Source organism: Aquimarina callyspongiae, assembly GCF_034322225.1.
GTDB lineage: Bacteria > Bacteroidota > Bacteroidia > Flavobacteriales > Flavobacteriaceae > Aquimarina.
In genome coordinates, this window is sequence record NZ_JAXLPA010000004.1 from 31,549 (window position 1) to 58,040 (window position 26,492).

15 protein-coding genes are annotated in these 26,492 nt (G+C 33.6%); 14 read left to right on the forward strand and 1 reads right to left on the reverse strand.

From position 1 onward, the window contains the following. The 4 genes from U0D62_RS16590 (at position 1) to U0D62_RS16605 (ending at position 4,682) form a co-directional block, all read left to right on the forward strand. Positions 1–1,827, forward strand: a complete 1,827-nt coding sequence (locus tag U0D62_RS16590; protein ID WP_322288445.1) for an ABC transporter ATP-binding protein — start codon at positions 1–3, stop codon at positions 1,825–1,827. 1,293 nt (positions 1,828–3,120) lie between these two features. Then, on the forward strand, positions 3,121–3,663 hold the full coding sequence (locus U0D62_RS16595) for an RNA polymerase sigma factor (RefSeq protein WP_322289098.1): 543 nt from the start codon (positions 3,121–3,123) through the stop codon (positions 3,661–3,663). A gap of 31 nt (positions 3,664–3,694) precedes the next feature. After that, a complete protein-coding gene (locus tag U0D62_RS16600) occupies positions 3,695–4,219 on the forward strand; it encodes a hypothetical protein (RefSeq protein ID WP_322288446.1) in 525 nt (174 codons plus the stop codon). 10 nt (positions 4,220–4,229) lie between these two features. Next, the gene (locus U0D62_RS16605; protein ID WP_322288447.1) at positions 4,230–4,682 is read left to right on the forward strand and encodes a hypothetical protein; all 453 of its coding nucleotides are present in this window, start codon (positions 4,230–4,232) and stop codon (positions 4,680–4,682) included. A 52-nt stretch (positions 4,683–4,734) separates the two neighbouring features. Here U0D62_RS16605 and U0D62_RS16610 read toward each other — a convergent pair whose 3' ends face one another. After that, positions 4,735–5,811, reverse strand: coding sequence for a WD40/YVTN/BNR-like repeat-containing protein (locus U0D62_RS16610; protein WP_322288448.1), 1,077 nt, complete (start codon positions 5,809–5,811; stop codon positions 4,735–4,737). 74 nt (positions 5,812–5,885) lie between these two features. On the opposite strand from U0D62_RS16610, the gene U0D62_RS16615 reads away from it, so the two are divergent. The 10 genes from U0D62_RS16615 to U0D62_RS16660 all read left to right on the forward strand — a co-directional run bounded on the left by U0D62_RS16615 (position 5,886) and on the right by U0D62_RS16660 (position 26,457). Further along, a complete protein-coding gene (locus U0D62_RS16615) occupies positions 5,886–7,094 on the forward strand; it encodes an RsmB/NOP family class I SAM-dependent RNA methyltransferase (RefSeq protein WP_322288449.1) in 1,209 nt (402 codons plus the stop codon). Positions 7,095–7,110: 16 nt separating this feature from the next. Beyond that, on the forward strand, positions 7,111–8,988 hold the full coding sequence (locus tag U0D62_RS16620) for an endonuclease (RefSeq protein ID WP_322288450.1): 1,878 nt from the start codon (positions 7,111–7,113) through the stop codon (positions 8,986–8,988). A gap of 159 nt (positions 8,989–9,147) precedes the next feature. Beyond that, positions 9,148–12,810, forward strand: a complete 3,663-nt coding sequence (gene purL / locus U0D62_RS16625; RefSeq protein ID WP_322288451.1) for a phosphoribosylformylglycinamidine synthase — start codon at positions 9,148–9,150, stop codon at positions 12,808–12,810. Positions 12,811–13,022: 212 nt separating this feature from the next. After that, a complete protein-coding gene (locus U0D62_RS16630) occupies positions 13,023–15,422 on the forward strand; it encodes a M14 family zinc carboxypeptidase (RefSeq protein WP_322288452.1) in 2,400 nt (799 codons plus the stop codon). A gap of 190 nt (positions 15,423–15,612) precedes the next feature. Beyond that, positions 15,613–17,385, forward strand: coding sequence for an AMP-dependent synthetase/ligase (locus U0D62_RS16635; RefSeq protein WP_322288453.1), 1,773 nt, complete (start codon positions 15,613–15,615; stop codon positions 17,383–17,385). 191 nt (positions 17,386–17,576) lie between these two features. Then, the gene (locus U0D62_RS16640) at positions 17,577–18,032 is read left to right on the forward strand and encodes a MarR family winged helix-turn-helix transcriptional regulator (RefSeq protein WP_322288454.1); all 456 of its coding nucleotides are present in this window, start codon (positions 17,577–17,579) and stop codon (positions 18,030–18,032) included. Positions 18,033–18,049: 17 nt separating this feature from the next. Beyond that, on the forward strand, positions 18,050–20,455 hold the full coding sequence (locus U0D62_RS16645; RefSeq protein ID WP_322288455.1) for a 3-hydroxyacyl-CoA dehydrogenase/enoyl-CoA hydratase family protein: 2,406 nt from the start codon (positions 18,050–18,052) through the stop codon (positions 20,453–20,455). A 17-nt stretch (positions 20,456–20,472) separates the two neighbouring features. Continuing rightward, on the forward strand, positions 20,473–21,663 hold the full coding sequence (locus tag U0D62_RS16650; protein ID WP_322288456.1) for an acetyl-CoA C-acyltransferase: 1,191 nt from the start codon (positions 20,473–20,475) through the stop codon (positions 21,661–21,663). Between the two features lie 31 nt (positions 21,664–21,694). Further along, the gene (locus tag U0D62_RS16655) at positions 21,695–23,506 is read left to right on the forward strand and encodes an acyl-CoA dehydrogenase family protein (protein ID WP_322288457.1); all 1,812 of its coding nucleotides are present in this window, start codon (positions 21,695–21,697) and stop codon (positions 23,504–23,506) included. Between the two features lie 683 nt (positions 23,507–24,189). Next, complete coding sequence (locus U0D62_RS16660) at positions 24,190–26,457, forward strand: starch-binding protein (protein ID WP_322288458.1); 2,268 nt, start codon at positions 24,190–24,192, stop codon at positions 26,455–26,457. The last annotated feature ends 35 nt before the right edge of the window (positions 26,458–26,492 follow it).

A 26,492-nucleotide genomic window follows, 5' to 3' on the forward strand; every position in this document is an offset into this window, starting at 1 on the left:
ATGAATTATTTTAAACAAATCCTTCGCTTTGCGAAACCGTACAGAATGTTTGCTGTACTTAATATAATATCAAACATATTTTACGCTCTTTTTGGCACGCTGGCCATGGTATCCTTGTTTCCGATGCTTAATGTTTTATTCGGAAAAACAGAAAAAGTTAGAATAGAACCAGAATGGCAAGGAATACTGAAGGTAAGAGAATATAGTGAAAGCTACCTCAACTATTTTGTAACTCAAAAAGCTGATCAAGGAAATGATGATGTGCTTATTTTTATGGTTGCTCTCGTTGTTAGTATGTTTTTCTTGAAAAATATATTTAGTTATTTAGCTATGTACTTCATTACATTCCTTAGAAATGGTGTGCTAAAAGATGTTAGAAATGAACTATATCGAAAAACAGTAGAACTACCTCTCTCCTATTTCTCAGAAAAAAGAAAAGGAGATACTATTGCCAGGATCTCAACAGATGTATTAGAAATACAACATTCTTTTTTATCTATTCTAGAGCTAATCGTTAGAGAACCTTTAATGATAATATTTACAATACTTACAATGCTTTTAATAAGTTTAAAACTTACAATATTTGTATTTGTATTTATACCAATTTCTGGATTCGTGATTTCTTTGATAGGAAAAAAGTTAAAAAAACACTCAGATAAAGTTCAACAGGAACAAGGGTATTTTTTATCAATTGTTGAAGAAACTCTAGGTGGATTGAAAGTAATTAAAGGATTTAATGCTGAAAAAATCTTCGGTAAAAAATTCCAGGCATCTACACAACGATTTTATGATTTTTCAAACTCATTACTTAACAGGCAAAACCTTGCTTCTCCAACGAGTGAGTTTTTAGGAATCACTGTAATAGCGGTATTGCTATGGTATGGAGGTCAAATGGTTCTTGTAGAAAAAACATTAGATCCAGGACTATTTATTGTATATATGGGATTAGCATATAATATCCTTACTCCTGCCAAAGCAATTTCAAAAGCAAGCTATGGTGTAAAAAGAGGTAATGCAGCTGCAGAACGTGTTCTTGAAATACTCAATACAGAATCTCCTTTGAAGGATAGTCATGATGCTATTGATAAAAAAGGGTTTGATAATTCAATTAGTATAGAAAACATATCTTTTAAATATGAAGATGAATATGTTCTTAACGATTTTACATTAAACGTACCCAAAGGAAGTTCTGTTGCTCTGGTAGGACAATCAGGTAGTGGTAAATCGACTATTGCAAATCTAGTTACTCGATTTTATGATGTAAATAAAGGCAATATTAAAATCGACGGCACTGATATCAGAAAATTAACAAAAGAATCTTTAAGAAATTTAATGGGGCTCGTTACACAGGATTCTATACTTTTTAATGATACTATAAAAAACAATCTTCTTATCGGAAATGAAACAGCATCTGATAGCGAAATTATTGAAGCTCTAAAAGTTGCTAATGCCTGGGAGTTTGTTAAAGATCTACAATTAGGAATAGATACTAATATAGGTGATAGTGGTAATAAATTAAGCGGTGGACAAAAACAACGTTTATCTATTGCAAGAGCTGTATTAAAAAATCCTCCAATCATGATATTGGACGAAGCTACCTCTGCTCTAGATACCGAAAGTGAAAGATTGGTACAATCAGCATTAGAGAACATGATGAAGAATAGAACTAGTATTGTAATAGCCCATAGGTTATCGACAATACAAAATTCAGATTTAATCGTCGTAATGCAAAAAGGTAAGATTGTTGAAAAAGGTACACATGAAGAATTAATTGCAAAAAACGGAGTATACCAAAAATTAGTAACAATGCAATCATTAGATAACTAAACTTCTATTTATCAAATAATTACAAAATAAAAAAGAGTGCTTTCGCACTCTTTTTCTTCACACAAATCATCTTAATTTAGGGGCTTATTCTAAAATTAAAACTCACTTTTTATAAAATCTTTCATCTTGGGGGGAATGAAAGGTTAATTCTGTTTTACTGGTGTAAATATACAATCATTTTTGAAACCTACAAACATATTTATGTATTTTATCTAAAAAAAGTGTTTTTTATCATAATTAAACTAAAAAATATGATAAAAAGTAGTATTTATCCTACAAATTACTATGAGTACATAATATAATTACTTCTTAAGATTTGTTAATACCTATAAAATAAAAAAGAGTGCTTTCGCACTCTTTCTCTTCACACAAATCATCTTAATTTAGGGGCTTACTCTAAAATTAAAACTCACTTTTTATATAACTTTCATCTTGGGGGAAATGAAAGCACTAACTCATTTTCACTTTGTAAAGATACAACTATTTTTCAGTTAAGCAAACTTTTTATGCTTTTTATCTATAAAAAATTAATTTCAACCATTATAATTTTAAAAAAATAAATAAAAATGAAAGTTAATTCCTACAAATAATATATACCTTTATTTTTACAAAATGAAAAAAGAGCGCTTTCGCACTCTTTTTCTTCACACAAATCATCTTAATTTAGGGGCTTACTCTAAAATTAAAACTCACTCTTATAAAAAACTTTCATCTTGGGGGAAATGAAAGGCTAACTCCATTATTACACTGTAAAGATATTATTATTTTTTAATAAAACAAATTTTTTATGCATTTTATCGAAATAAATGTGTTTTTAAACCAATTTAATGATATAATTATAATAAATTGTAGTATTATTCCTACTTACAAAAAAATATAATAATTTCCTATACTACTATATTTATCAATTTAAAAAGTGCTAAAAATGTGTAAAAATAAAAAAGAGTGCTTTCGCACTCTTTCTCTTCACACAAATCATCTTAATTTAGGGGCTTACTCTAAAATTAAAACTCACTTTTTATATAACTTTCATCTTGGGGGAAATGAAAGTACTAACTCATTTTCACTTTGTAAAGATACAACTATTTTTCAGTTCACCAAACTTTTTGCGCATTTAATCTATAAAAAACAACAATAATCATATAATTTAACATTTATTCCTACATTTTCCTACAAAAAATTACAATAAAAAATTTTTATACAAGTTAATTAAACCTTTTTTCTCTAAATTAGTCATAGATATGTCATATTACTAAAAACAACCAATATCAAAACTACATTCTAACATTGAATATCTATAAAGAAGAATACTTACTTAGAGAACTACAATCTGGAAAAGACATTAATGCTGCTTTTAGCACACTTGTGTCTTTATACAAAGAACGTCTCTATTGGCATATAAGAAATATGGTAAAAAATCACGATGATACTGATGATATACTTCAAAATGTTTTTATTAAAGTCTATAAGAATATTAAAAACTTTAAAGGAGATAGTAAACTGTATTCCTGGCTATATCGTATTGCTACCAATGAATCTATAACATTTCTTAATCAGAAGGCAAAGAAATATAATATCACTAATCAAGAATTAAGTCAACAATTGGTACAGAATATGCAGGCAGATGTATACTATGAAGGGGATGCCATGCAATTAAAGCTACAAAAGGCTATTGCCACATTACCGCAAAAGCAACAACAAGTATTTAATATGAAATATTTTCAAGAACTTAAATACAAAGAAATGTCAGAAATATTAGAAACAAGTGAAGGGGCTTTAAAAGCTTCTTATCATCATGCCACAAAAAAAATTGAAGATTTTTTAAAAAATGATTAAACCTTTTTACATTTAACCAGTCTTATTAATAGTGAAAAAGAATAATTTACATACAAATAAAAGTGGGTTTAAAGTTCCTGATAATTATTTCGAAGATTTCGAAAAGAATATTCTCGCTTCTTTACCTACTCAAAATGAAAGTCATTTATCTGATAACAAAAACACAGGGTTTAAAGTTCCTGATGATTATTTTGCCAAATTTGATGATAACCTTTCAAAAAAGATTGATGCTGAAAAATCTTCAGGAAAAGTTATATCTATATTTTCTAAACGAAATATCTTATACTTCTCTAGTATTGCAGCAATGATAGCTATAATTCTTACTGTATATACTTCTAAGGATAAAGAATTTGACTTTAATAAAATTGACGTAGCTGATATACAATCTTATTTTGATGAAGGAAATGTAGAATTAAGCGATAATGAAATTGCTTCTCTGCTAGATGAGGATATCAGTTTTGCAGAGACTTTTAACGACCAATCTATTGATGAAGAGGAACTAATAGAATATCTATCTAATGAAGAAATAGATGAAGACATTATATATATAGAATAAAATGAAACGAATGAAAAAAATATTACTATTGGCCTGTGTTGTTTTTATATCCTGTGCTTCTTTTGCTCAGAAAGGCCCTAGAGAGAGGATGAAAGCTTTTAAGGTCGGGTATATTACAGATCAACTTGATTTAAATGGTAGTGAGGCTCAAAAGTTTTGGCCAATCTATAATAATCACGAAGAAAAAGTAGATAAATTAAAATTTAAAGAACGTAAACTAATTCGATCTTTAAAAGAAGCTAATAATGGTCCAGATGGTCTTAATGATCAACAAGCTGGAGATTTTTTAAATCAATATCTGGAAACCGTAAAAACGAAATCTCAATTACGACAGCAATTGATTAAAGATTTACAAAAAGTATTACCTAATAAAAAGATACTCAGATTAATTAAAGCTGAAGCCGATTTTAACAGAAGACTTATGAAACAATTACAAGAAAGAAGAAAACGAAATAAGCAATAATCCATAGTATTTTTCAAATAAATAAAAGAGAGACATAAATTGTCTCTTTTTTTTATCTAAAAACTATTCTCGCTATTCTATCTCTTCCAGCTGCTATAGCAGTACTATCGTTCACAAATCGTAGTGTCAAAAAAGCTTCTTTACTTAATTCTTTCCAATTTTCTCCATAGTCATTAGAAATAGAAAGACCTGTAAATCCTATAGCTACCATCTCTTTACCTCCACTATTAGGTATATAACGTACACTACTTTTGTATCCTGGTTCTTTTCCAGTTGCAATTAATTGCCATGTTTTTCCACCATCCTTTGTAATAGCTTTGTTAGCAATATTTTTTTCTGGTTTGGTATAATCCCCACCAAAAACAACTCCGTTTGATTCATCATAAAAATGAATAGTATATGCACCTGTAGTACTAGTTCCCTGAACAATCGGTAACTCATATACTTCCCAATTTTTTCCTTTATCAGGAGAATAAAATACCCTGGATTTCATTCCTCCAGATATAATCCATGTTTTATCTCCCACAATACTAATATTACTATCACTAGCGGCAAAAGCAGCTTCTCCTTCAATTGTTTTAGGGAGTTCATTACAAGATAACTTATTCCAACTCTCTCCCCCATCTCTTGTAATCAAAATAGATAAACAGTCAGAAACAGGATCACCCATCGCTATACCTTCTTTTTCATTCCAAAACATCATCGAATTATAAAATATCTTTTCATGACGCTCAGTATAAACCAATTTCACTTTTCCTGATCTTTTACTGACTTTATATAATAAAGCAGGAGACTCAATACTCAAAACAAAAAAATATGCCCTCGTATCTGCTATTGCTCTAAAACTTGGTTTCTTTCCTTCAAAATTAAAAACCCCTGTATTCTTTTTCTTAAAAAATTGATATAAAGCATTATTCTCTACATATCTCTTATTAAGCTTAAAATAGCCATACTTACCATTATTACCGGCATACATCAATAGATTTTTATCCATAGTTATTGCTCTGATACTTATAGAATCCTGGTATACTGTTTCTATAGTTGCTTGAGTAAAATTATGTTCCTTAGTTACTTCTTTTTTACACGAAACGAAAAACATAATTAGAGCTACAATTGTGATTATCCTCATTCTCAATAATTTTGCTCAAATATAATGGTATTTTATTACAAAGAACTACCTTTGCAACCCCTTAAAAATTAAAGATGCGTTTACATAGAAATTTAGTTTTTGCAGTTATCGATGGACTGCACCAAATATTTAATGAAGGAGCTTATGCAGATAAGGTTGTTCAAAAATTATTAAAACGTGATAAACGATGGGGTTCTCGTGATCGCAGTTTTGTTGCTGAAACTACGTATGAAATTGTTAGATGGAAACGTTTATACGCAGAAATCGCAGAGGTATCAGAACCATATTCACGAGAAAATCTTTGGAGATTATTTGCCGTATGGGCTACGCTTAGAGGTATCACTTTACCCGATTGGAAACAAATTGCTCCAACTCCTACAAGACGTATCAAAGGGAGGTTTGATGAGCTTAGTAAAGTAAGAAAGTTTAAAGAATCTATCCCTGATTGGATGGATCAGTTAGGAGAGCAGGAATTAGGGAAAAAATGGGATAAAGAAATAAATGCTTTAAATCAACAAGCACCTGTAATTCTTAGAGCAAATACCTTAAAAATATCAAGAGATAAACTCAGAAGCAAACTTGAAGATGAAGAAATTGATCTAGAGTTCATAAAAGGGTATCCTGATGCACTTCAACTTACAGAAAGAACTAATGTTTTTTCTACAGAAGCTTTTAAAAATGGGTTATTCGAAGTACAAGATGCTTCTTCACAACTAGTTGCTAATTTCCTGGATGTACAACCAGGTCAAAGAATTGTAGATACCTGTGCTGGAGCTGGAGGAAAAACACTTCACCTTGCAGCATTGATGCAAAATAAAGGTCAAATTGTTGCTATGGATATCTATAGTAATAAATTAAAAGAGCTTAAGAGAAGAGCTCGAAGAGCTGGAGCACATAATATCGAAACTCGAACAATTGAGAGTACAAAAGATATTAAAAAACTACACGGTAAAGCGGATCGCGTATTGATCGATGCTCCTTGTAGCGGCTTAGGGGTTCTAAGTAGAAATCCAGATGCTAAATGGAAGCTTCAGCCAGAATTTTTGGATAAAATAAAAGAAACTCAATCTCAAATATTAGAAAGCTATTCTAAAATGGTAAATCCAGGAGGAAAACTAGTATATGCCACCTGTTCTATTTTACCATCTGAGAATCAAGAGCAAGTTAAAGCCTTCTTGGCAAAAGAGACAGGAAAAGAATTTACCTTTGTAAAAGACAAAAAAATACTTTCATCAGAGTCCGGTTTTGATGGATTCTATATGGCATTACTGCAAAGAAAATAACTCAACGCAAATACAAATGAAATTAAGGTTACTTTTAATAGCATTTAGCATATTATATCTGGGATATAGTCAGGTTCCAGCTAATTATTATGATAGTGCGACAGGACTCACAGGCTACACTTTAAAAACTGAACTAAAAAATATTATATCAAACGGTCACGTAGATCAAGGATATTCTGCACTCTATACCGCTTATCAAACTACAGATAATGATAGTTATTATGAAAATGATAACACAGTACTTGATATGTATTCAGAAAATCCTACAGGAGCTGATTCTTATAACTATGCACATGATACCAATGGAGGAAATGCTCCTGGTGATGCTTGTGGCAATGTAGGAAATACAGAAGGAGGATGTTATAATAGAGAACACTTATTCCCGCAAGGTTTTTTTAATAGCTTAACTCCTATGAGAACTGATGTTCATCATGTCGTTCCTACAGATGGTTATGTAAATGGTCAAAGAGGAAGTTTTCCTTTTGGAGAAGTTAACACTCCTACTGACACATATTCAAATGGCTCCAGAAGAGGTCCAAGTGCTACCACTGGATATTCGGGAACAGTATTCGAACCTATTGATGAATTTAAAGGAGATATTGCAAGAGCTTTATTATATTTTGCTACAAGATATGAAGATGAAGTTACTTCTAATACGTGGGATAATCCCAATGCCGTTCCTGAAAACCCGTTGGATGGATCTAATGATCAGGTATATGAAACCTGGTTTGTAAACCTTCTAGTAAACTGGCATAATGGTGATCCTGTATCTCAAAGAGAAATAGATAGAAATAACGCTTCTTATAACTTTCAAGGTAATGCAAACCCTTTTATTGATCATCCAGAGTATGTAGGAATGATATGGGTTACAGATACTGAAGCACCAACGGCACCAACAAATCTTATAGTTTCTAACGAGACATCTAATAGTATTGATTTGTCCTGGACCGCTTCTACAGATAATATTGGAGTAACTGCGTATGATGTATATGTTGATGGTTCGTTTAATAAAACGGTCTCAACAACAAATACTACAATTACTGGATTGACTCCTCAAACCACATATGCGTTTACTGTATTGGCAAAAGATCTTGCAGGAAACAGTTCTGCACAAAGTACTTCGGTTAACGGAACCACGACTGCTGGTAGTGGAAACTCCAATGTGTTATTTATTTCTGAGTATATAGAAGGAAGTAGTAATAACAAAGCCATAGAAATAGCTAATTTCACGGGTGCTTCGGTTTCACTTAGTGATTACGAACTTCGATTAAGTAGCAATGGAAACGCAAGTTGGACAGCTACATATACTTTTCCTAATGGATCTTCAATAGCCGATAATGATGTTTTTGTAATCGCACATACATCTTTTGCACTTACCTGTTCTAATTTAGGAAGCGCAGACGATTCTAACAGCTCTATCACAGGCTTTAATGGTAATGATGCAATTGGTTTATTTAAAAACAATACATTAATTGACATTTTAGGAACTTTAGGAAACGGCTCTAATTATGCTCAAAATACAACACTGGTAAGAAAAGAAACCATTACATCTCCTAATACAGTTTATGATGCAAATGAATGGAATTCCTTTGCTTTAGATAATTGTGATGATCTGGGAACTCATACAGTAACTACATTATCTGTTGATGATATAAAGCCTCAACAGTTTAGTATATACCCTAACCCTTCAAACGGAACTATTTTTATAGATTCTAAAAATGTTTCAGAGGATATTGAGGTTAAAGTATTTGACATCACTGGTAAACTTATATTAATATCTGATGTTTCTCGTACTAAACAAAGAACAATGCTAATAGATCTTCCAAAAGGAATGTTGCTTATCGAATTAACAACATCTCAAAAGAAAGTCATACATAAAGTCATTGTACAGTAAAAAATAAAAGCGGCAATGTAGCCGCTTTTATTTTTTTATTAATGTATTGTTTAAAATTTAGTGGATAACTCTATAATTGTACAATAACTTTATAATATAGTTTCCGAAGAAAAGTAGTAAATTTGCAGCTTAATAAAAACAACACAAAGTACTCGGAGCATGATCCACTTCTTCGGAAACCCAAAAGAGAATATTTTTGCAGTACAAACAGCTGACGAAATCTCATCAGAAAACATTAAAAAATTGATATGGTTATTTGGCAACCAACCTAAAATATCTGCGGCGTCTATTGACGCTTTTTTTGTTGGTCCGCGTGCCGCCATGATTACACCTTGGAGTACTAATGCCGTAGAGATTACCCAAAATATGGGTGTTGATGGTATCATACGTATTGAAGAGTTTACATTGGTATCAGAAGAGTTCTCAGATTTTGATCCAATGTTATCTCAGAAGTATAACGGTTTAGATCAAGAGATATACACTATTGACATTGAACCTGAACCTATATTAGAAATAGATGACATCGCTGCTTACAATAAAAGTGAAGGACTAGCTCTAAATGATGAAGAAATTGAATATCTCGAAGAGGTTTCTAAAAAAATAGGCAGAAAACTTACAGATTCTGAAGTATTCGGGTTTTCACAAGTAAATTCTGAACACTGTAGACATAAAATATTTAATGGCACCTTTATTATTGATGGTGAAGAAAAACCTTCTTCTCTTTTCAAACTAATTAAGAAAACCTCAGAAACAAATCCTAATGATATTGTTTCTGCTTACAAAGATAATGTTGCCTTTATAAAAGGCCCTAAAGTAACTCAGTTTGCTCCAAAAAGTGCTGACAAGCCCGATTTTTATGAGAACAGTGAGTTTGAAAGTGTTATATCAATTAAAGCAGAAACACACAACTTTCCTACGACCGTTGAGCCTTTTAATGGAGCGGCAACAGGTTCTGGAGGAGAAATAAGAGATCGTCTTGCAGGAGGAAAAGGTTCTTTACCACTTGCAGGAACAGCTGTATATATGACTTCTTACTCTCGATTAAATGAAAATCGTCCTTGGGAACAAGGTGTAGAGGAAAGAAAATGGTTATACCAAACTCCTATGGATATCTTGATCAAAGCTTCTAACGGAGCTTCTGATTTTGGAAACAAATTTGGACAACCATTAATAATCGGTTCTGTACTTACTTTTGAACATGAAGAAGATGCCCGTAAATTAGGGTTTGATAAAGTTATTATGCAAGCCGGTGGAATTGGCTATGGTAAAGCAGAACAAGCTATAAAAGCAGCACCCGAAAAAGGTGATAAAATAGTAATTCTTGGTGGTGAAAACTATCGTATTGGTATGGGTGGAGCTGCAGTATCTTCTGCAGATACAGGAGAATTTAGTAGTGGTATAGAATTAAATGCTATCCAACGCTCAAATCCTGAAATGCAAAAACGTGCCGCCAATGCTATTAGAGGTATGGTAGAAAGCAATGTAAATTCTATCGTTTCAATTCACGATCACGGAGCTGGAGGTCACTTAAATTGTCTTTCTGAACTCGTTGAAGAAACTGGTGGTAAGATCGACTTGGATAAGCTACCTGTTGGAGACCCTACATTATCAGCAAAAGAAATCATCGGTAACGAATCACAAGAACGAATGGGATTAGTGATCGGTCAAAAAGATATAGACACCCTTAATCGTATTGCAGAACGTGAGCGATCTCCAATATATCAGGTAGGGGATGTAACTGGCGATCATAGATTTACTTTTGAATCAAAAACCAAAGGTGATAAACCTATGGATCTTGCTTTAGAAGATATGTTCGGTAGTTCTCCTAAAACTATTATGACCGACAAAACCATAAATAGAAACTACGATAGTGTCAGTTATGATAAAAACAATTTCAATAGTTACCTTGAACAAGTACTACAATTAGAAGCCGTAGCTTGTAAGGATTGGTTAACTAATAAGGTAGATCGATGTGTTGGTGGAAAAGTAGCTAAACAACAATGTACTGGTCCTTTGCAACTGCCACTTAACAATTGTGGAGTTATGGCATTGGATTATAATAGTACAGAAGGTATTGCAACAAGTATTGGCCACTCTCCTATTTCTGGGCTTATTGATCCTGAAGCAGGAAGTAAAAACTCTATTGCAGAAGCATTGACAAATATTATTTGGGCACCTCTTAAAGACGGATTGCAGTCGATTTCTTTATCAGCAAACTGGATGTGGCCTTGTAAAAATGAAGGAGAAGATGCCAGACTATATAAAGCCGTAAAAGCAATATCAGATTTTGCTATTGATTTAGGGATCAATGTGCCAACAGGTAAAGATTCTTTATCAATGAAGCAAAAATATGCGAATGAAGATGTAATTGCTCCAGGAACGGTAATTATCTCTGCAGCTGCTAATTGTAATAACATAAATAAAATTGTTGAACCAGTTCTTCAAAAAAATGGTGGAGATATTTATTATATCAACCTTTCTCAGGATAGTTATAAACTAGGTGGTTCTTCATTTGCGCAAATAATTAATAAAATAGGTACAGAAGCTCCAAGTATTAAAAATGCTTCAAGTTTTAAAACCACTTTTAATACTATTCAAAAGCTTATTAATGAAGATCACATTGTAGCTGGTCACGATGTTGCTTCTGGTGGATTAATCACAACGCTGTTAGAATTATGTTTTGCAGATATTAACTTGGGAGCAAATATTGATTTAACCAATATCGCTGAGGGAGATTCGATAAAATTATTATTTGCAGAAAACTCAGGGATTGTATTACAAAGTAAGATTGGTTCTAATATAGAAGCTATTCTTTCAGAAAATGATATTGCATTTTTCAATATTGGTAAAGTATCCGAAAATGGTGCATTACAAATAAAAAATGGTGCAGATCAATATAATCTTGATATTGAAAATCTGCGAAATACCTGGTACAAAACTTCTTATCTATTAGATCAAAAGCAAACGGCTAATAACTTAGCCAACGACAGGTTTGAAAATTATGCAAAACAACCTTTGCAGTATTCATTCCCAAAACAATTTACAGGAAAACTTCCTGTTATTCCAAATCAAAAAAGACCTAAAGCTGCTATTATTCGTGAAAAAGGAAGTAATTCTGAGCGAGAAATGGCTAACGCAATGTATCTAGCTGGATTTGATGTTAAGGATGTACATATGACCGATCTTATTTCTGGTCGTGAAACTTTAGAAGATATTCAATTTATTGGTGCCGTTGGAGGATTCTCTAATAGTGATGTATTAGGTTCTGCAAAAGGATGGGCAGGTGCTTTCTTATATAACGAAAAAGCAAACACTGCTCTAAAAAACTTCTTTAAACGAGAAGATACTCTTTCTGTAGGTATTTGTAACGGTTGTCAATTATTTATGGAACTTGAAGTAATTAATCCTGATCATTCTACTCACGGAAAAATGACTCATAACGAGTCTCATAAACACGAGAGCTCTTTTACTTCTGTAAAAATACAAGATAACAATTCTATAATGCTATCTACGCTGGCTGGAAGTACACTGGGAGTATGGATTTCTCACGGAGAAGGCAAATTCAATTTACCACTATCTGAAGATCAATATCACATTGTTGCTAAATACGGATATGAAGGATATCCTGCTAATCCAAATGGTTCAGATTATAATGTAGCAATGATGTCTGATAAAACAGGGCGTCACTTAGTAATGATGCCTCATATTGAGCGTTCTACCTTTCAATGGAACTGGGCCAATTATCCAGAAGGAAGACAAGATGAAGTTTCTCCTTGGATAGAAGCTTTTGTGAATGCTAGGTTATGGATTGAAAAGCAATAAATAGCAAATCAATAATTATTGTAGGGTCAACCACCTTTCACTTGTTATATATAATAAACTCATCTTGGAACTTTATTTTAACCAAAAGTTCTGAGATGAGTTTATAATGATGTCTTAAAAAAGGGATAATAATTCTATTTTTTATAGATCATCGTTGCTTTTTCACTCTAAAACCATTTTAATTACACTAAAACCTAATAATTTACAAGGCCATGAAAAAACTACTCTTTATTCTAACCTTAATGGTATCTTGTTTGATTTTTTCACAAACCAAACCAACTATATATAGTCGTGCAAAAATCACATACAATACTCCTCAAAACTTTAAAAAACTTATGCAAGCAGGGATCTCAATGGATCACGGACAGCATAAAAAAGGAGTTTTTATTATTTCTGATTTTTCAAAAGAAGAAATTAATATTGCCAAAAATTTAGGCTTTCAGGTTGATATACTCATTAAAGACTCAGAAGCAGATTTTATTAAACGTAATCAAATTGCCAAAACTCAAAAAGCAGTTCAAAATCCAACCTGTCCATCTGGTAATGGTGATACGACCGTCTATCCTACTCCAACTAATTTTTCATTAGGATCTATGGGAGGATATCTAACATACCAGGAAATGCTGGATAATTTAGATGCCATGCGCACTCAATACCCTACTTTAATTTCTGCAAGAGCAAATATGAGTACTTTTTTAACCAATGGAACTCCTGATAACTCAGTTTCTCCATCTATTGGTGGAAATGCTATTCAATGGGTAAGGATATCTGATAACCCGGATAATGATGAAAATGAACCTGAAATCTTGTATGATTCAATTCACCATGCAAGAGAACCTGCTAGTTTATCACAACTTATATATTATATGTGGTATCTCTTAGAAAACTATGCTACAGACCCTGATGTAAAGCAAATTGTAGACAATACCGAGTTATATTTTGTTCCTGTAGTAAACCCTGACGGATACTTATATAATCAGGTAACAAACCCCAATGGTGGTGGTTTATGGAGAAAAAACAGGTTTAATACACACGGAGTGGACAACAACCGTAATTATGATCATTTTCCTAACGGAAATGCTGGTGCAGCAACTTGGGGGGGACCAGGTTCATCAAGTAGCACCGGTGCCGAAACTTATCACGGAGCTAATGCCTTTTCTGAAGTCGAAAACCAAGCAATGAGATGGTTTACGCAACAACATAATTTTATTATAGCGCTTAACAATCATACCTTTGGCCAACTTCTCTATTTTCCATATTCCTATGCAAATATTGCTACACCAGATGAGAATACATTTATAGCTGTAGGAGCAGAACTTACATCCAGAAATGGGTATAACCCTTTAAGAGACTCTCCTTTTTCTGGAGATAGTGATGATTTTATGTATGGTGGTACTACACAACCACACGATAAAATATTTTCTTTTACTCCAGAAGTCGGAAATTCTTTCTGGCCTGCTTCAAATGAAATAGATGCTATTTGTAAAGATATGATGTATCTCAATCTTACTGCAGCCAAAATGACAAATAACTACGCTAGAATAGAAGATTCAGGTTCTGTATTTATTGGGGATAACTTAGCATTTAGTGCAGAATATATTCTCAAAAGATTAGGATTGACAGGAAATGGAGATTTTACGGTTAGCATAGTACCTGTTTCTAATAACATTACTAGTGTTGGTAGTGCTAAAAATTATACCAATACCCAGATTGGAACCGATATACAAGATAATATTCAAATCAATCTAAACAATTCGATAAGTATTGGTGACGAAATCTCATATACTATTCAAGTAAATGGAGGTGCAATTACAGAGTCAATAACAGTAATCAAAAAATTTGGTGCTTTTCAAAGTATTGTTGATAATAATGCTAATACTTTAACCGGATATACACAGTCAGGTTGGAGTACTACCACATCAACTTTTGTATCCGCAACAGCTTCGATTACAGAATCTCCAACAGGTAATTACGCTCCAAACCAAAATAAAACGATAGAGCTTGATCAAAGTATCGATCTTACAGATGCTGCTGCTGCGAATGTTCAGTTTTATGCAAAATGGGGTATTGAAAATAATTGGGATTATGCACAATTTGAAGTATCTATAAACAATGGTACTTCTTGGATTCCTCAATGTGGTAAATTTACGAATGCAGGAAGTTCTAATGCAGGTCAACCTACAGGAGAACCATTATATGACGGTACACAAACTGAGTGGGCATTAGAAGAAATAGATCTTAGTGATTATCTGGGCGAAACAATTAAGGTTCGTTTTCAATTTGTATCAGATGGTAATACTGAAGCTGATGGTTTCTATTTTGATGATTTAAAAATAAATACTATCGATAATTCTGTCTTAGGATCAGAAGATTTTATCATTCAGAATTTCAACCTTTACCCTAATCCTGTAGTAAACCAGCTTCAGATACAATCATTATTAGCCAATGATTATACCTTTATAGTAAGTAATCTTCAAGGGCAGCAAATTATCAGTAAAACGCAAACATCAGGAAATCAAGTTTTAGATTTGTCTTCCTTAAATACTGGATTATATTTTTTAACAATTATTACTGAAGGGAATAAAAACACTTTCAAGATTATAAAAAAATAAATCTGATAACATTAAGCATAAAAAATTGACGAGTTATTAAAAGATAGCTCGTTTTTTTATATATTAGGGTTGCGTATTCTAAGATTTTTTATAATTTGCAAAACTATGCACGCATAGTAGTTATATAATCTCTACTAGCAATTAAATAGATAAAGATTAAAAAACTGCTAAAAAATATCTAAAACGACTTATGACGACAATTACTAGGCTATTTGATTTTCCACATTATCAATTAGAAAACTTTAATTTAGACAAGGCTTTAGTCACCAAATATGATGGCAAATGGATTGCAACTTCAACTGCAGAATATGTAGAAAAAGCAAATCAGATCAGTAGAGGTCTGTTGAGGCTTGGTGTAAAACCTAATGATAAAGTTGCAATTATCTCTACTAATAACAGAACCGAATGGAATATTGTTGATATTGGTATCCTTCAGATTGGAGCACAAGATGTCCCTATCTATCCAACAATTTCTCAAGATGATTATGAATATGTATTAAACCATTCAGAATCGGTATATTGCTTTGTATCTGATGAAGAAGTTTGTCAAAAAGTAAAAAATATTCAAGCCAACGTTCCTTCTTTAAAAGAAGTATATTCTTTTGATGATATAGCTGATTGTAAAAGTTGGAATGACGTTTTAGAGTTAGGAAAAGATGATAGCAATCAGGAAGAAGTAGAAAAACTGATGGCATCTGTTAAAGAAGATGATCTTGCTACTCTTATATATACTTCAGGAACTACTGGTAGACCAAAAGGTGTAATGCTAAGTCATAAAAATGTAGTAAGTAACTCTCTTAACTCTTCGACTAGATTTCCTATCGTTGATGGAGAAACAAAAGCTTTAAGTTTTTTACCTGTCTGTCATATTTATGAAAGAATGTTGATGTATTTATATCAATATAGAGGAGTAAGTATATATTTCGCAGAGTCTTTAGAGACAATAAGTGATAACCTGAAAGAAGTTAAACCAGATGTAATGACAGCTGTTCCGAGACTTTTAGAAAAAGTTTACGACAAAATCATTGCCAAAGGTGCTGATCTTACTGGTGTAAAAAAGAAATTGTTCTTCTGGGCTGTAGAGCTTGGATTAAAATATGAACCTTATGGTGCCAATGGATGGTGGTATGAGAAAAAACTTGGGATTGCCAAAAAACTAATTTTTAGTAAATGGCAAGAAGCTCTTGGAGGTAATCTTAAAGTCATCGCTTCAGGAAGTGCGGCCTTACAGCCTAGATTGGCAAGAATATTTAATGCTGCCGGACTTTCTGTGATGGAAGGTTATGGTCTTACTGAAACGTCTCCGGTTGTATCTGTAAATGAGCAAAAAGATAGAGGTTTTAAAATAGGTACTGTTGGTAAAATGATTCCGCAAACCGAAGTTAAAATTGCTGAAGATGGAGAAATACTTGTAAAAGGACCTCAAGTAATGCAAGGATATTATAAAGATGAAGAAAAAACCAACGAAGTATTAAAAAATGGTTATTTTCACACTGGTGATATTGGAGAAATTGACAATGAAGGGTTTTTACGCATTACAGATCGTAAAAAAGAAATGTTCAAAACCTCAGGAGGTAAATACGTTGCTCCACAATTGATCGAGAATGCTATGAAACAATCTCGTTTTATAGAACAAATTATGGTTATTGGAGATGGAGAAAAAATGCCAGCTGCCTTTATACAACCAAATTTTGAGTTCTTAAAAGAATGGGCAGAACGTAAAGGGATTGAAATCAGTGGTTCTATTGAAACTGTAATTAACAATCAGGCAGTAATCGATCGTTACCAGGAAGAAGTTGACGAACATAATGAAAGGTTTGGTAAGTGGGAACGTGTTAAGAGATTTGAGTTAACAGCAGATGAATGGAGTATTGATGCAGGTCACCTCACTCCTACTATGAAACTTAAAAGACGAGTAATAAAAGAAAAATATAAAGATTTATATACGAAGATTTATGGCTAATTCAATTCACTGATTACATTCTTATAGTTTATAACATTAACTGTAATTCAGTAAACTCCTCATTTTATGAGGAGTTTTTTTATTAATTCAACAGAAAAACGTAAATTACTCTCACTTTCCTTAAAATTTTACATTATTTATTATGCATGCATAATAAATTTTCTTATCTTTACGTTCCAATATATTATTGAATGAGAGAAAAGACAATTGATTATGCACTTAGAGCCACTTGGATGGCCGTTGCAAAAATGTATAATGAAGAAGCAGGTAAAAAGGGTAGCACAATGGCTACTGGATTTGCATTAATAAGTATAGACCCAGAAAATGGTACTCCTTCTACTTCTTTAGGTCCTAAAATGGGTATGGAAGCAACTAGTTTGTCTCGAACCCTTAAAACCATGGAAGAAAAAGGATTAATCTACAGGAAGAAAAACCCTCAAGATGGTAGAGGTGTACTTATCTATTTAACGCCTTTCGGTGTAGAAATGAGAAATTTTTCAAAAGATGTGGTCTTCGCATTCGATAATGCTGTGAAGAAACACGTGCCAAAAGAAAAGTTAGAAACTTTTTTAGAGGTATTTCAGATGATAAATGATCTGATTTCTTCAAAGAAAATTTACACAAAACAAGAATCTATAACATCTTAACAACCAGAAGTTAAAAAATGAAGAGAATCATTAAAAAAGTTGCAGTCGTCGGTTCAGGAATTATGGGATCCGGTATTGCATGTCACTTCGCTAATATTGGAGTCGAAGTATTATTATTAGATATAGTTCCAAGAGAACTAAATGACAAAGAAAAGGCAAAAGGGCTTACCTTAGAAAATAAAGTTGTCCGTAACCGATTGGTAAATGATTCATTAACCGCGGCTCTTAAATCAAAACCTTCACCAATATATCATCAAAAATTTGCTAATCGTATAACTACTGGTAATCTAGAAGATGATATTGCAAAAATTGCTGATGTAGATTGGATTATAGAAGTAGTTGTAGAAAGACTTGATATCAAAAAACAAGTTTTTGAAAACTTAGAAAAATATAGAACTCCTGGTACTCTTATTACTTCTAACACTTCAGGTATCCCTATCAAATTTATGAACGAAGGAAGAAGTGAAGATTTCCAAAAACATTTTTGTGGAACACACTTTTTCAATCCAGCACGATACCTTAAGTTATTCGAGATCATTCCTGGACCTCAAACTTCTAAAGAAGTTTTGGACTTCCTTAATGGTTATGGAGAACAATTCTTAGGAAAAACTTCTGTAGTTGCCAAAGATACTCCTGCTTTTATTGGAAATAGAATAGGGATCTTTAGTATTATGAGTTTATTCCATATGGTAAAAGAAATGGGATTAACTATAGAAGAAGTTGATAAACTGTCTGGTCCGGTGATTGGACGTCCTAAGTCAGCAACCTTCCGTACAGTTGATGTTGTGGGGTTAGATACTTTAGTACATGTTGCTAATGGTATTGCAGAAAACTGCCCTGATGATGAGCGTCACGAATTATTTAAACTTCCTTCTTTCATAGATACTATGATGGAAAACAAATGGTTAGGAAGTAAAACAAAGCAAGGTTTTTATAAAAAGAGTGTTTCTGCAGAAGGAAAGAAAGAAATCCTTTCTCTTGATTTAGACACATTAGAATATAGGTCTAAGAAAAGAGCTTCTTTTGCTACTTTAGAAATGACAAAATCCATTGATAAAGTAGTGGATCGTTTTAAAGTATTAGTTGCTGGAAAAGATAAAGCCGGAGAATTTTACCGCAAAACTTTATCTTCTCTTTTTGCATATGTTTCTAATAGAATTCCAGAAATCACCGATGATCTATATAAGATTGACGATGCAATGAAAGCTGGATTTGGTTGGGAACACGGACCTTTCCAGATTTGGGATGCTATCGGTGTAGAAAAAGGAATCGAAATCATGAAAGCCGAAGGTTTAGAACCAGCTGCTTGGGTTAATGATATGATTGCATCAGGTAGTACTTCTTTCTATACAGTAAAAGACGGAGCTACCTATTATTATGACATTCCTCAAAAAACTCAGGTAAAAGTTCCTGGACAAGATGCCTTTATTATCCTGGATAATATCCGTAAATCTTCAGAAGTATTCAAAAACAGCGGTGTTGTAATTGAAGATCTGGGAGATGGAATCCTGAATGTAGAATTCCAAAGTAAAATGAATTCTATCGGAGGAGACGTATTAGCTGGCTTAAACAAAGCTATAGATCTTGCTGAAAAAGATTTCCAAGGATTAGTTGTCGGTAATCAAGCTGCAAACTTTTCTGTTGGTGCCAATATCGGAATGATCTTTATGATGGCTGTAGAGCAAGAGTATGATGAGCTAAATATGGCAATAAAATACTTCCAGGATTCTTGTATGAGATTACGTTACTCTTCTATCCCAACCGTAGTTGCTCCTCACGGAATGACACTTGGTGGTGGTTGTGAGATGGTATTACACGCAGACAAGGTGGTTGCCGCTGCAGAAAGTTACATTGGACTTGTAGAATTTGGAGTCGGTGTCATCCCAGGTGGTGGTGGATCAAAAGAAATGGCGTTAAGAGCTTCTGATCTTTTCAAGAAAGATGATGTAGAGTTAAATATACTTCAAGAACATTTCTTAACTATTGGTATGGCCAAGGTATCAACTTCGGCTTATGAAGCCTATGATACTAATATCCTTCAGAAAGGAAAAGATATCGTAGTCGTTAATAAAGATCGCCAGATCGCTACTGCAAAAGCGTATGCAAAACTGATGGCAGAACAAGGGTATACACAGCCAGTAAGACGCAAAGATGTAAAAGTTTTAGGAAAACAGGCACTAGGTATGTTCTTAGTAGGTACTGATTCTATGGAGGCTAGTAGATATATTTCTGAACATGATCACAAAATAGCCAACAAGCTTGGGTATGTAATGGCTGGAGGAGATTTATCAGAACCAACTCTGGTTACAGAGCAATATCTTTTGGATCTTGAACGTGAAGCTTTCTTGTCTTTATGTACAGAACGCAAAACCCTTGAGCGTATCGAACATATGCTAAAGAAAGGAAAACCTCTTAGAAACTAGAAAAAGAAAAAAAAGAAATGAAAACAGCATATATAGTAAAAGCATATAGAACAGCCGTGGGAAAAGCACCTCGCGGAGTGTTCAGATTTAAAAGAACAGATGAATTGGCTGCTGAAACCATTCAGCATATGATGAAAGAATTACCTCAATTAGATGTCTCTCGTATTGATGATGTTGTTGTAGGTAATGCAATGCCAGAAGGATCTCAAGGATTAAATATGGCACGTTTAATTTCACTTATGGGATTAAACTCTATCGATGTACCAGGATCTACAGTAAATAGATTTTGCTCTTCTGGATTAGAAACCATAGGTATTGCAGCTGCAAAAATACAGGCTGGTATGGCAGATTGTATTATTGCAGGTGGAGCAGAAAGTATGAGTTCTGTTCCTATGACAGGATATAAAACTGAATTAAATTATGACCTGGCAAAATCAGGACACGAAGATTACTACTGGGGAATGGGTAACACTGCAGAAGCAGTAGCTGATCAATTCAAAGTATCTCGAGAAGATCAGGATGAATTTGCTTATAATTCACATATGAAAGCGTTAAGAGCACAAGCAGAAAATCGTTTTCAGGATCAAATAGTTCCTATCAATGTAGAGCAAATTTATATCGATGAAAACGGAAAGAAAGCGTCAAAATCTTATACCGTAACTAAAGATGAAGGCCCTCGTGCAGGAACCAGCAAAGAAGTACTAGGTAAATTAAGACCTGTATTTGCTGCTGGAGGTAGTGTTACGGCTGGTAACTCTTCACAAATGAGTGATGGAGCAGCTTTTGTAATGGTTATGAGCGAAGAAATGGTGAAAGAATTAAACCTTGAGCCTATTGCAAGATTGGTAAATTATGCTGCAGCTGGTGTTGAACCAAGAATTATGGGTATCGGACCAGTAAAAGCTATTCCTAAAGCTCTTAAGCAAGCTGGATTAAAACAAGATGATATTGAGTTAATTGAACTTAATGAAGCCTTTGCTTCTCAATCTCTTGCCGTAATGAGAGAATTAAATATCAATCAAGATATCGTTAATGTAAACGGTGGTGCAATTGCACTTGGACATCCACTTGGGTGTACAGGAGCTAAACTTTCAGTACAATTATTTGATGAGATGCGTAAAAGAGATATGCAAGGTAAATACGGTATGGTTACCATGTGTGTAGGAACAGGGCAAGGAGCAGCAGGTATTTTTGAATTTTTGAATTAAGAGGTAGAACTAGAGAAATAACACTAAAAAAATGAGTACAGAAACTATAAATAAAGATATTCTTAGAGGAGGACAATTCCTTGTTAAAGAAACGAAGGCAGAAGATGTGTTTACTCCAGAAGATTTTTCTGAGGAGCAAAGAATGATGAGAGATAGTGCCAGAGAGTTTGTTGATCGCGAACTTTGGGCACATTGGGAAAGATTTGAATCCAAAGATTATGATTATACCGAGGCTTGTATGAAAAAAGCTGGAGAGCTTGGCCTTCTTGGTGTAGCTGTTCCTGAAAATTATGATGGATTAGGAATGGGGTTTGTATCTACGATGTTAGTATGTGATTATATTTCTGGAGCTACAGGATCTTTCAGTACTGCATTTGGAGCCCATACAGGTATTGGTACTATGCCAATTTCATTATATGGTAATGAAGAACAAAAGAAAAAATATGTTTCTAAACTAGCTACAGGTGAGTGGATGGGAGCATATTGCTTAACTGAACCAGGTGCCGGATCAGATGCAAATTCTGGAAAAACCAAAGCCGTTCTTACCGATGATGGTAAACATTACCTGATCTCTGGTCAGAAAATGTGGATCTCAAATGCTGGATTTTGTAATGTAATGATTGTGTTTGCTCGTATTGAAGACGATAAAAACATTACCGGATTTATAGTTGAGTACGATCCATCAAATGGTATCTCATTAGGAGATGAAGAGAAAAAATTAGGTATCCACTCCTCTTCTACTCGTCAAGTATTCTTTAGCGAAACCAAAGTGCCTGTAGAGAATATGTTATCAGAAAGAGGTAACGGATTCAAAATTGCAATGAATGCATTAAACGTAGGTCGTATTAAATTGGCAGCTGCTTGTTTAGATGCCCAACGTCGTGTTATTGGTGAGGCAACTAAATATGCAAATGAGCGTATTCAGTTTAAAACTCCTATTATGAATTTTGGTGCGATCAAATCCAAAATTGCAGAAATGGCAACCAATACATATGCTGATGAATCAGCTTGTTATCGTGCAGCAAAAAATATCGAAGATAGAATTGCTATCCGTCAAGCAGAAGGTAACTCACATCAGGAAGCAGAACTTAAAGGTGTAGAAGAATATGCTATTGAGTGTTCGATCCTTAAAGTAGCAGTATCTGAAGATGTACAAAGTACTGCTGACGAAGGTTTACAAATCTTTGGAGGTATGGGATTCTCTGCAGATACTCCTATGGAATCTGCCTGGAGAGATGCCAGAATATCTCGTATATATGAGGGAACAAATGAAATTAACAGAATGCTTGCTGTAGGTATGCTTGTTAAAAAAGCAATGAAAGGACACGTAGACCTTTTAGGACCTGCTATGAAAGTAGCTGATGAATTAACAGGTATTCCTTCGTTTGATACTCCTGACTACTCTGTATTATTTTCTGAAGAAAAAGAGATTGTTGCAAAACTTAAGAAAGTATTCTTAATGGTAGCAGGATCTGCAGTACAAAAATTTGGACCTCAACTAGAAGAGCACCAACAATTATTAATGGCTGCTTCAGATATATTGATTGAGATCTATATGGCAGAATCCGCCATCTTACGTACAGAGAAAAATGCAAAACGTTACGGAGAAGAATCACAAGAAACTCAAATCGCAATGTCTCAACTATATCTATATAACGCTGTAGATATAGCTATCAAAAAAGGTAAAGAAGCAATTGTTTCTTTTGCTGAAGGTGATGAGCAACGTATGATGCTTATGGGACTTAAACGTTTCACGAAATATACTAATCAACCTAATGTGGTAGCATTAAGAACTAAGATTGCTAATAAAATTGCCGAAGAAAACGGGTATTTCATTGGCTAATGCAACTCAACTGCCCTTCCCTATGGCATTAAACTAGGGAGTTGTTTAATTTTGATTTAAGAAACGGTCTTTCTGTTGGGGAAAGACCGTTTTTTCTTTTTCTTATTTCTATATATATATTCATTTGTACCTATTTCAAAAACTACGAAAACCTCAAAGCTAACACTTCATTTTTCGTACTATAAGCTGTGAATAAATAATAAAAAAGATCCCTTTATAGTACTATTAGACAATAAATTATGTCAAAATTTGATAGTTTTTGCTAAAATATCATCAATTTATCAACACGAAAACGTTGTAGTACCATAGTAGCTTTATAAAATTGATTATTTCGTAATAACTTAGTAGGAATTTAACACAAGAAACATTTTTATAAACAAAAACTACTTATTATGAAATCAAACTCTCCTCCAACGAAAATTAATAATCTTTTTGCGTTGCCATAACCAACACCGCAGCAATTTTATTCTAATTATAGAAATCATCAGCTATTAGATTTCTAATTTTTGAATTCTATAACGTCACGGTCAATATTTAACTTATAGATATATACTCGTGATTCTACTTTTACGATAGTGTTCAAAAAAACACCAGACAATTTACTTGCAATGATAATTGCGAGATAACACAAACTCACTTATATAACCAAAATGATTCTTAACTAGAATTACAACAATTTTAAAATGAAAAATACCAACACAAAACTAATTTTATGGATCTTTATATTTTGCTTACCACTTATAAATATTAAGGCACAAGATGAAGATGTACTCTTTCAGGCTTTTGATTGGAATGTACAAAATCAACCCGCAGGACAAACCTGGTATGATGTCGTAACTCAAAGTAGAAATGCTATTAAAGATGCGGGCATAGATATGATATGGATGCCACCTCCTAGCAATTCTGCAGCACCACAAGGATATTTACCGAGAGAGTTATATGATTTAAATAGCGCTTATGGAACGCAAGCACAACTAGTAAATCTGATCAATCAATACCATGCTTTAGATATTAAAGTATTAAGTGACATTGTGATCAATCACAGAGTAGGTTCTAATGATGCCGTTACTTTTGAAAACCCTGATTGGCCTACTTTTTATATTACGGCTGATGATGAAGGCAGAAACTTTGTTAATTTCCCAGTAGAATTCAGTATTAATGGAGATTATTTTCCTGGTACGGCTCTAAAATCTGATGGTTCTGACGGTACTTTCGCCGCAGCAAGAGATATAGATCATAAAAACCCAGCAGTAAGAACTGAAATCATACGATGGATGAATTTTCTGAAAAATGATATTGGTTTTGATGGTTGGAGGTATGATTTTGTACATGGATATGATCCTATCTACAACAAAGAATATAACGATGCTACCAACCCATACTTTGCAGTAGGAGAATTATTAGAAAGCAGTCGTGTACAAACCAACAATTGGGTAAACTTTGCACAACAATCTTCTTCTGCATTTGATTTTAACACCAAAGTAAGTTTACAAAACGCTATAAGGGATAACAATCTTTCTTACCTAAGAGACGGACAAGGAAGGCCTTCTGGTATGATTGGTATCAACCCAACAAAATCGGTGACATTTCTGGATAATCACGATACTGGATTTGCTCAACAATGCTGTGGATCTAATTATGTATTCCCAGATGGAGAAACTAATTTAAGAAAAGGATATGCCTATATCTTAACACACCCAGGTAATCCAGCAGTTTTCTGGCCTCACTTTTTTGATAGTGGAACCGGAGTTCGCAATGCAATAAAAGACCTTATTACTGCCAGAAAAAGCGTAAGAATACACTCAGGTTCTACTATAAATATTGCTGAAGCAAGAAATGATCTATATGCTGCTTATATAGATGGTCGAAGTGGAACTATTGCTATGAAATTAGGTAGTGGTAACTGGTCTCCTAATGGTAGTGGTTGGGTTTTACAAACTTCGGGTAATGATTATGCAGTATGGACACAGGGCGGAGATACTGGTGGTGGAGAAACTGTGCCTCCATTTACCGTTAATTTCCAAAAGCCTTCAGGTTGGAGTAATAATATCAATGCCTATTTCTTTGATGCTTCTGCAAATGCAACACTTCCAGGCACTTCTGGATGGCCTGGACAGCAAACCACAAATATCTCTGGCACACAATGGTATTCTTATACAGTTACACCTACAGCTGGAGTTGCTGCAGAGAATATAAGAGTTATCTTTAACGATGGTAGTAATCAAACCGGAAACTTATCCCGCAGTACAACTGGATGGTATACTAATGGAACCTGGACAGATACTTGCCCATCTGATTGTAGTGGTTCTTCAAATTCTAATGAAGTAACACTTAATTTTAGAAAACCCGGAGGCGGATGGGGAAATAACGCTAACCTATATTTATATAATAAAACCACAAATCAAACCTTATCAGGAACACCTGGTTGGCCTGGTCAAAGTATGAATAATTTAAGTGGTACTTCCTGGTGTGCAGAAACATTTACGCTGCCAAACGGTGTATCAACAAACGATGTAGGTGTTGTATTTAATAACGGTAGTGGTCAGCAAACTGTAGATCTTACTCGAGGAACCGATGGCTGGTTTAGTGTTACGGGTAGTAGCAACGGAAAAAGAACAGGTACCTGGTCCAATAACTGTCTCACTGGTTGTCCTTCTAGAAATGTATCAGGAGTTAATGACAAAGATATAGCCATGGATGCTAATGCAATCATAACCCCTAACCCTATTCGAGATCGAGCGACTTTATATGTGACAACCCAAACAGATGGATTGTTACAGATTACAGTTTCTAACCTTTTAGGTCAAACCCGAACAATTTATAATCAAAAAACACAAGCAGGTAATCAATCTATTGATATTAATGGTAATGATATAGGAGAACAAGGCATTTACTTTTATACGATTAAACTAAATGGCATCAAGATCTCTCAGCTAAAAGTCGTGAAATAACTTTTGCCCCTTATTTTAACTTTTAGTCAGTGTAC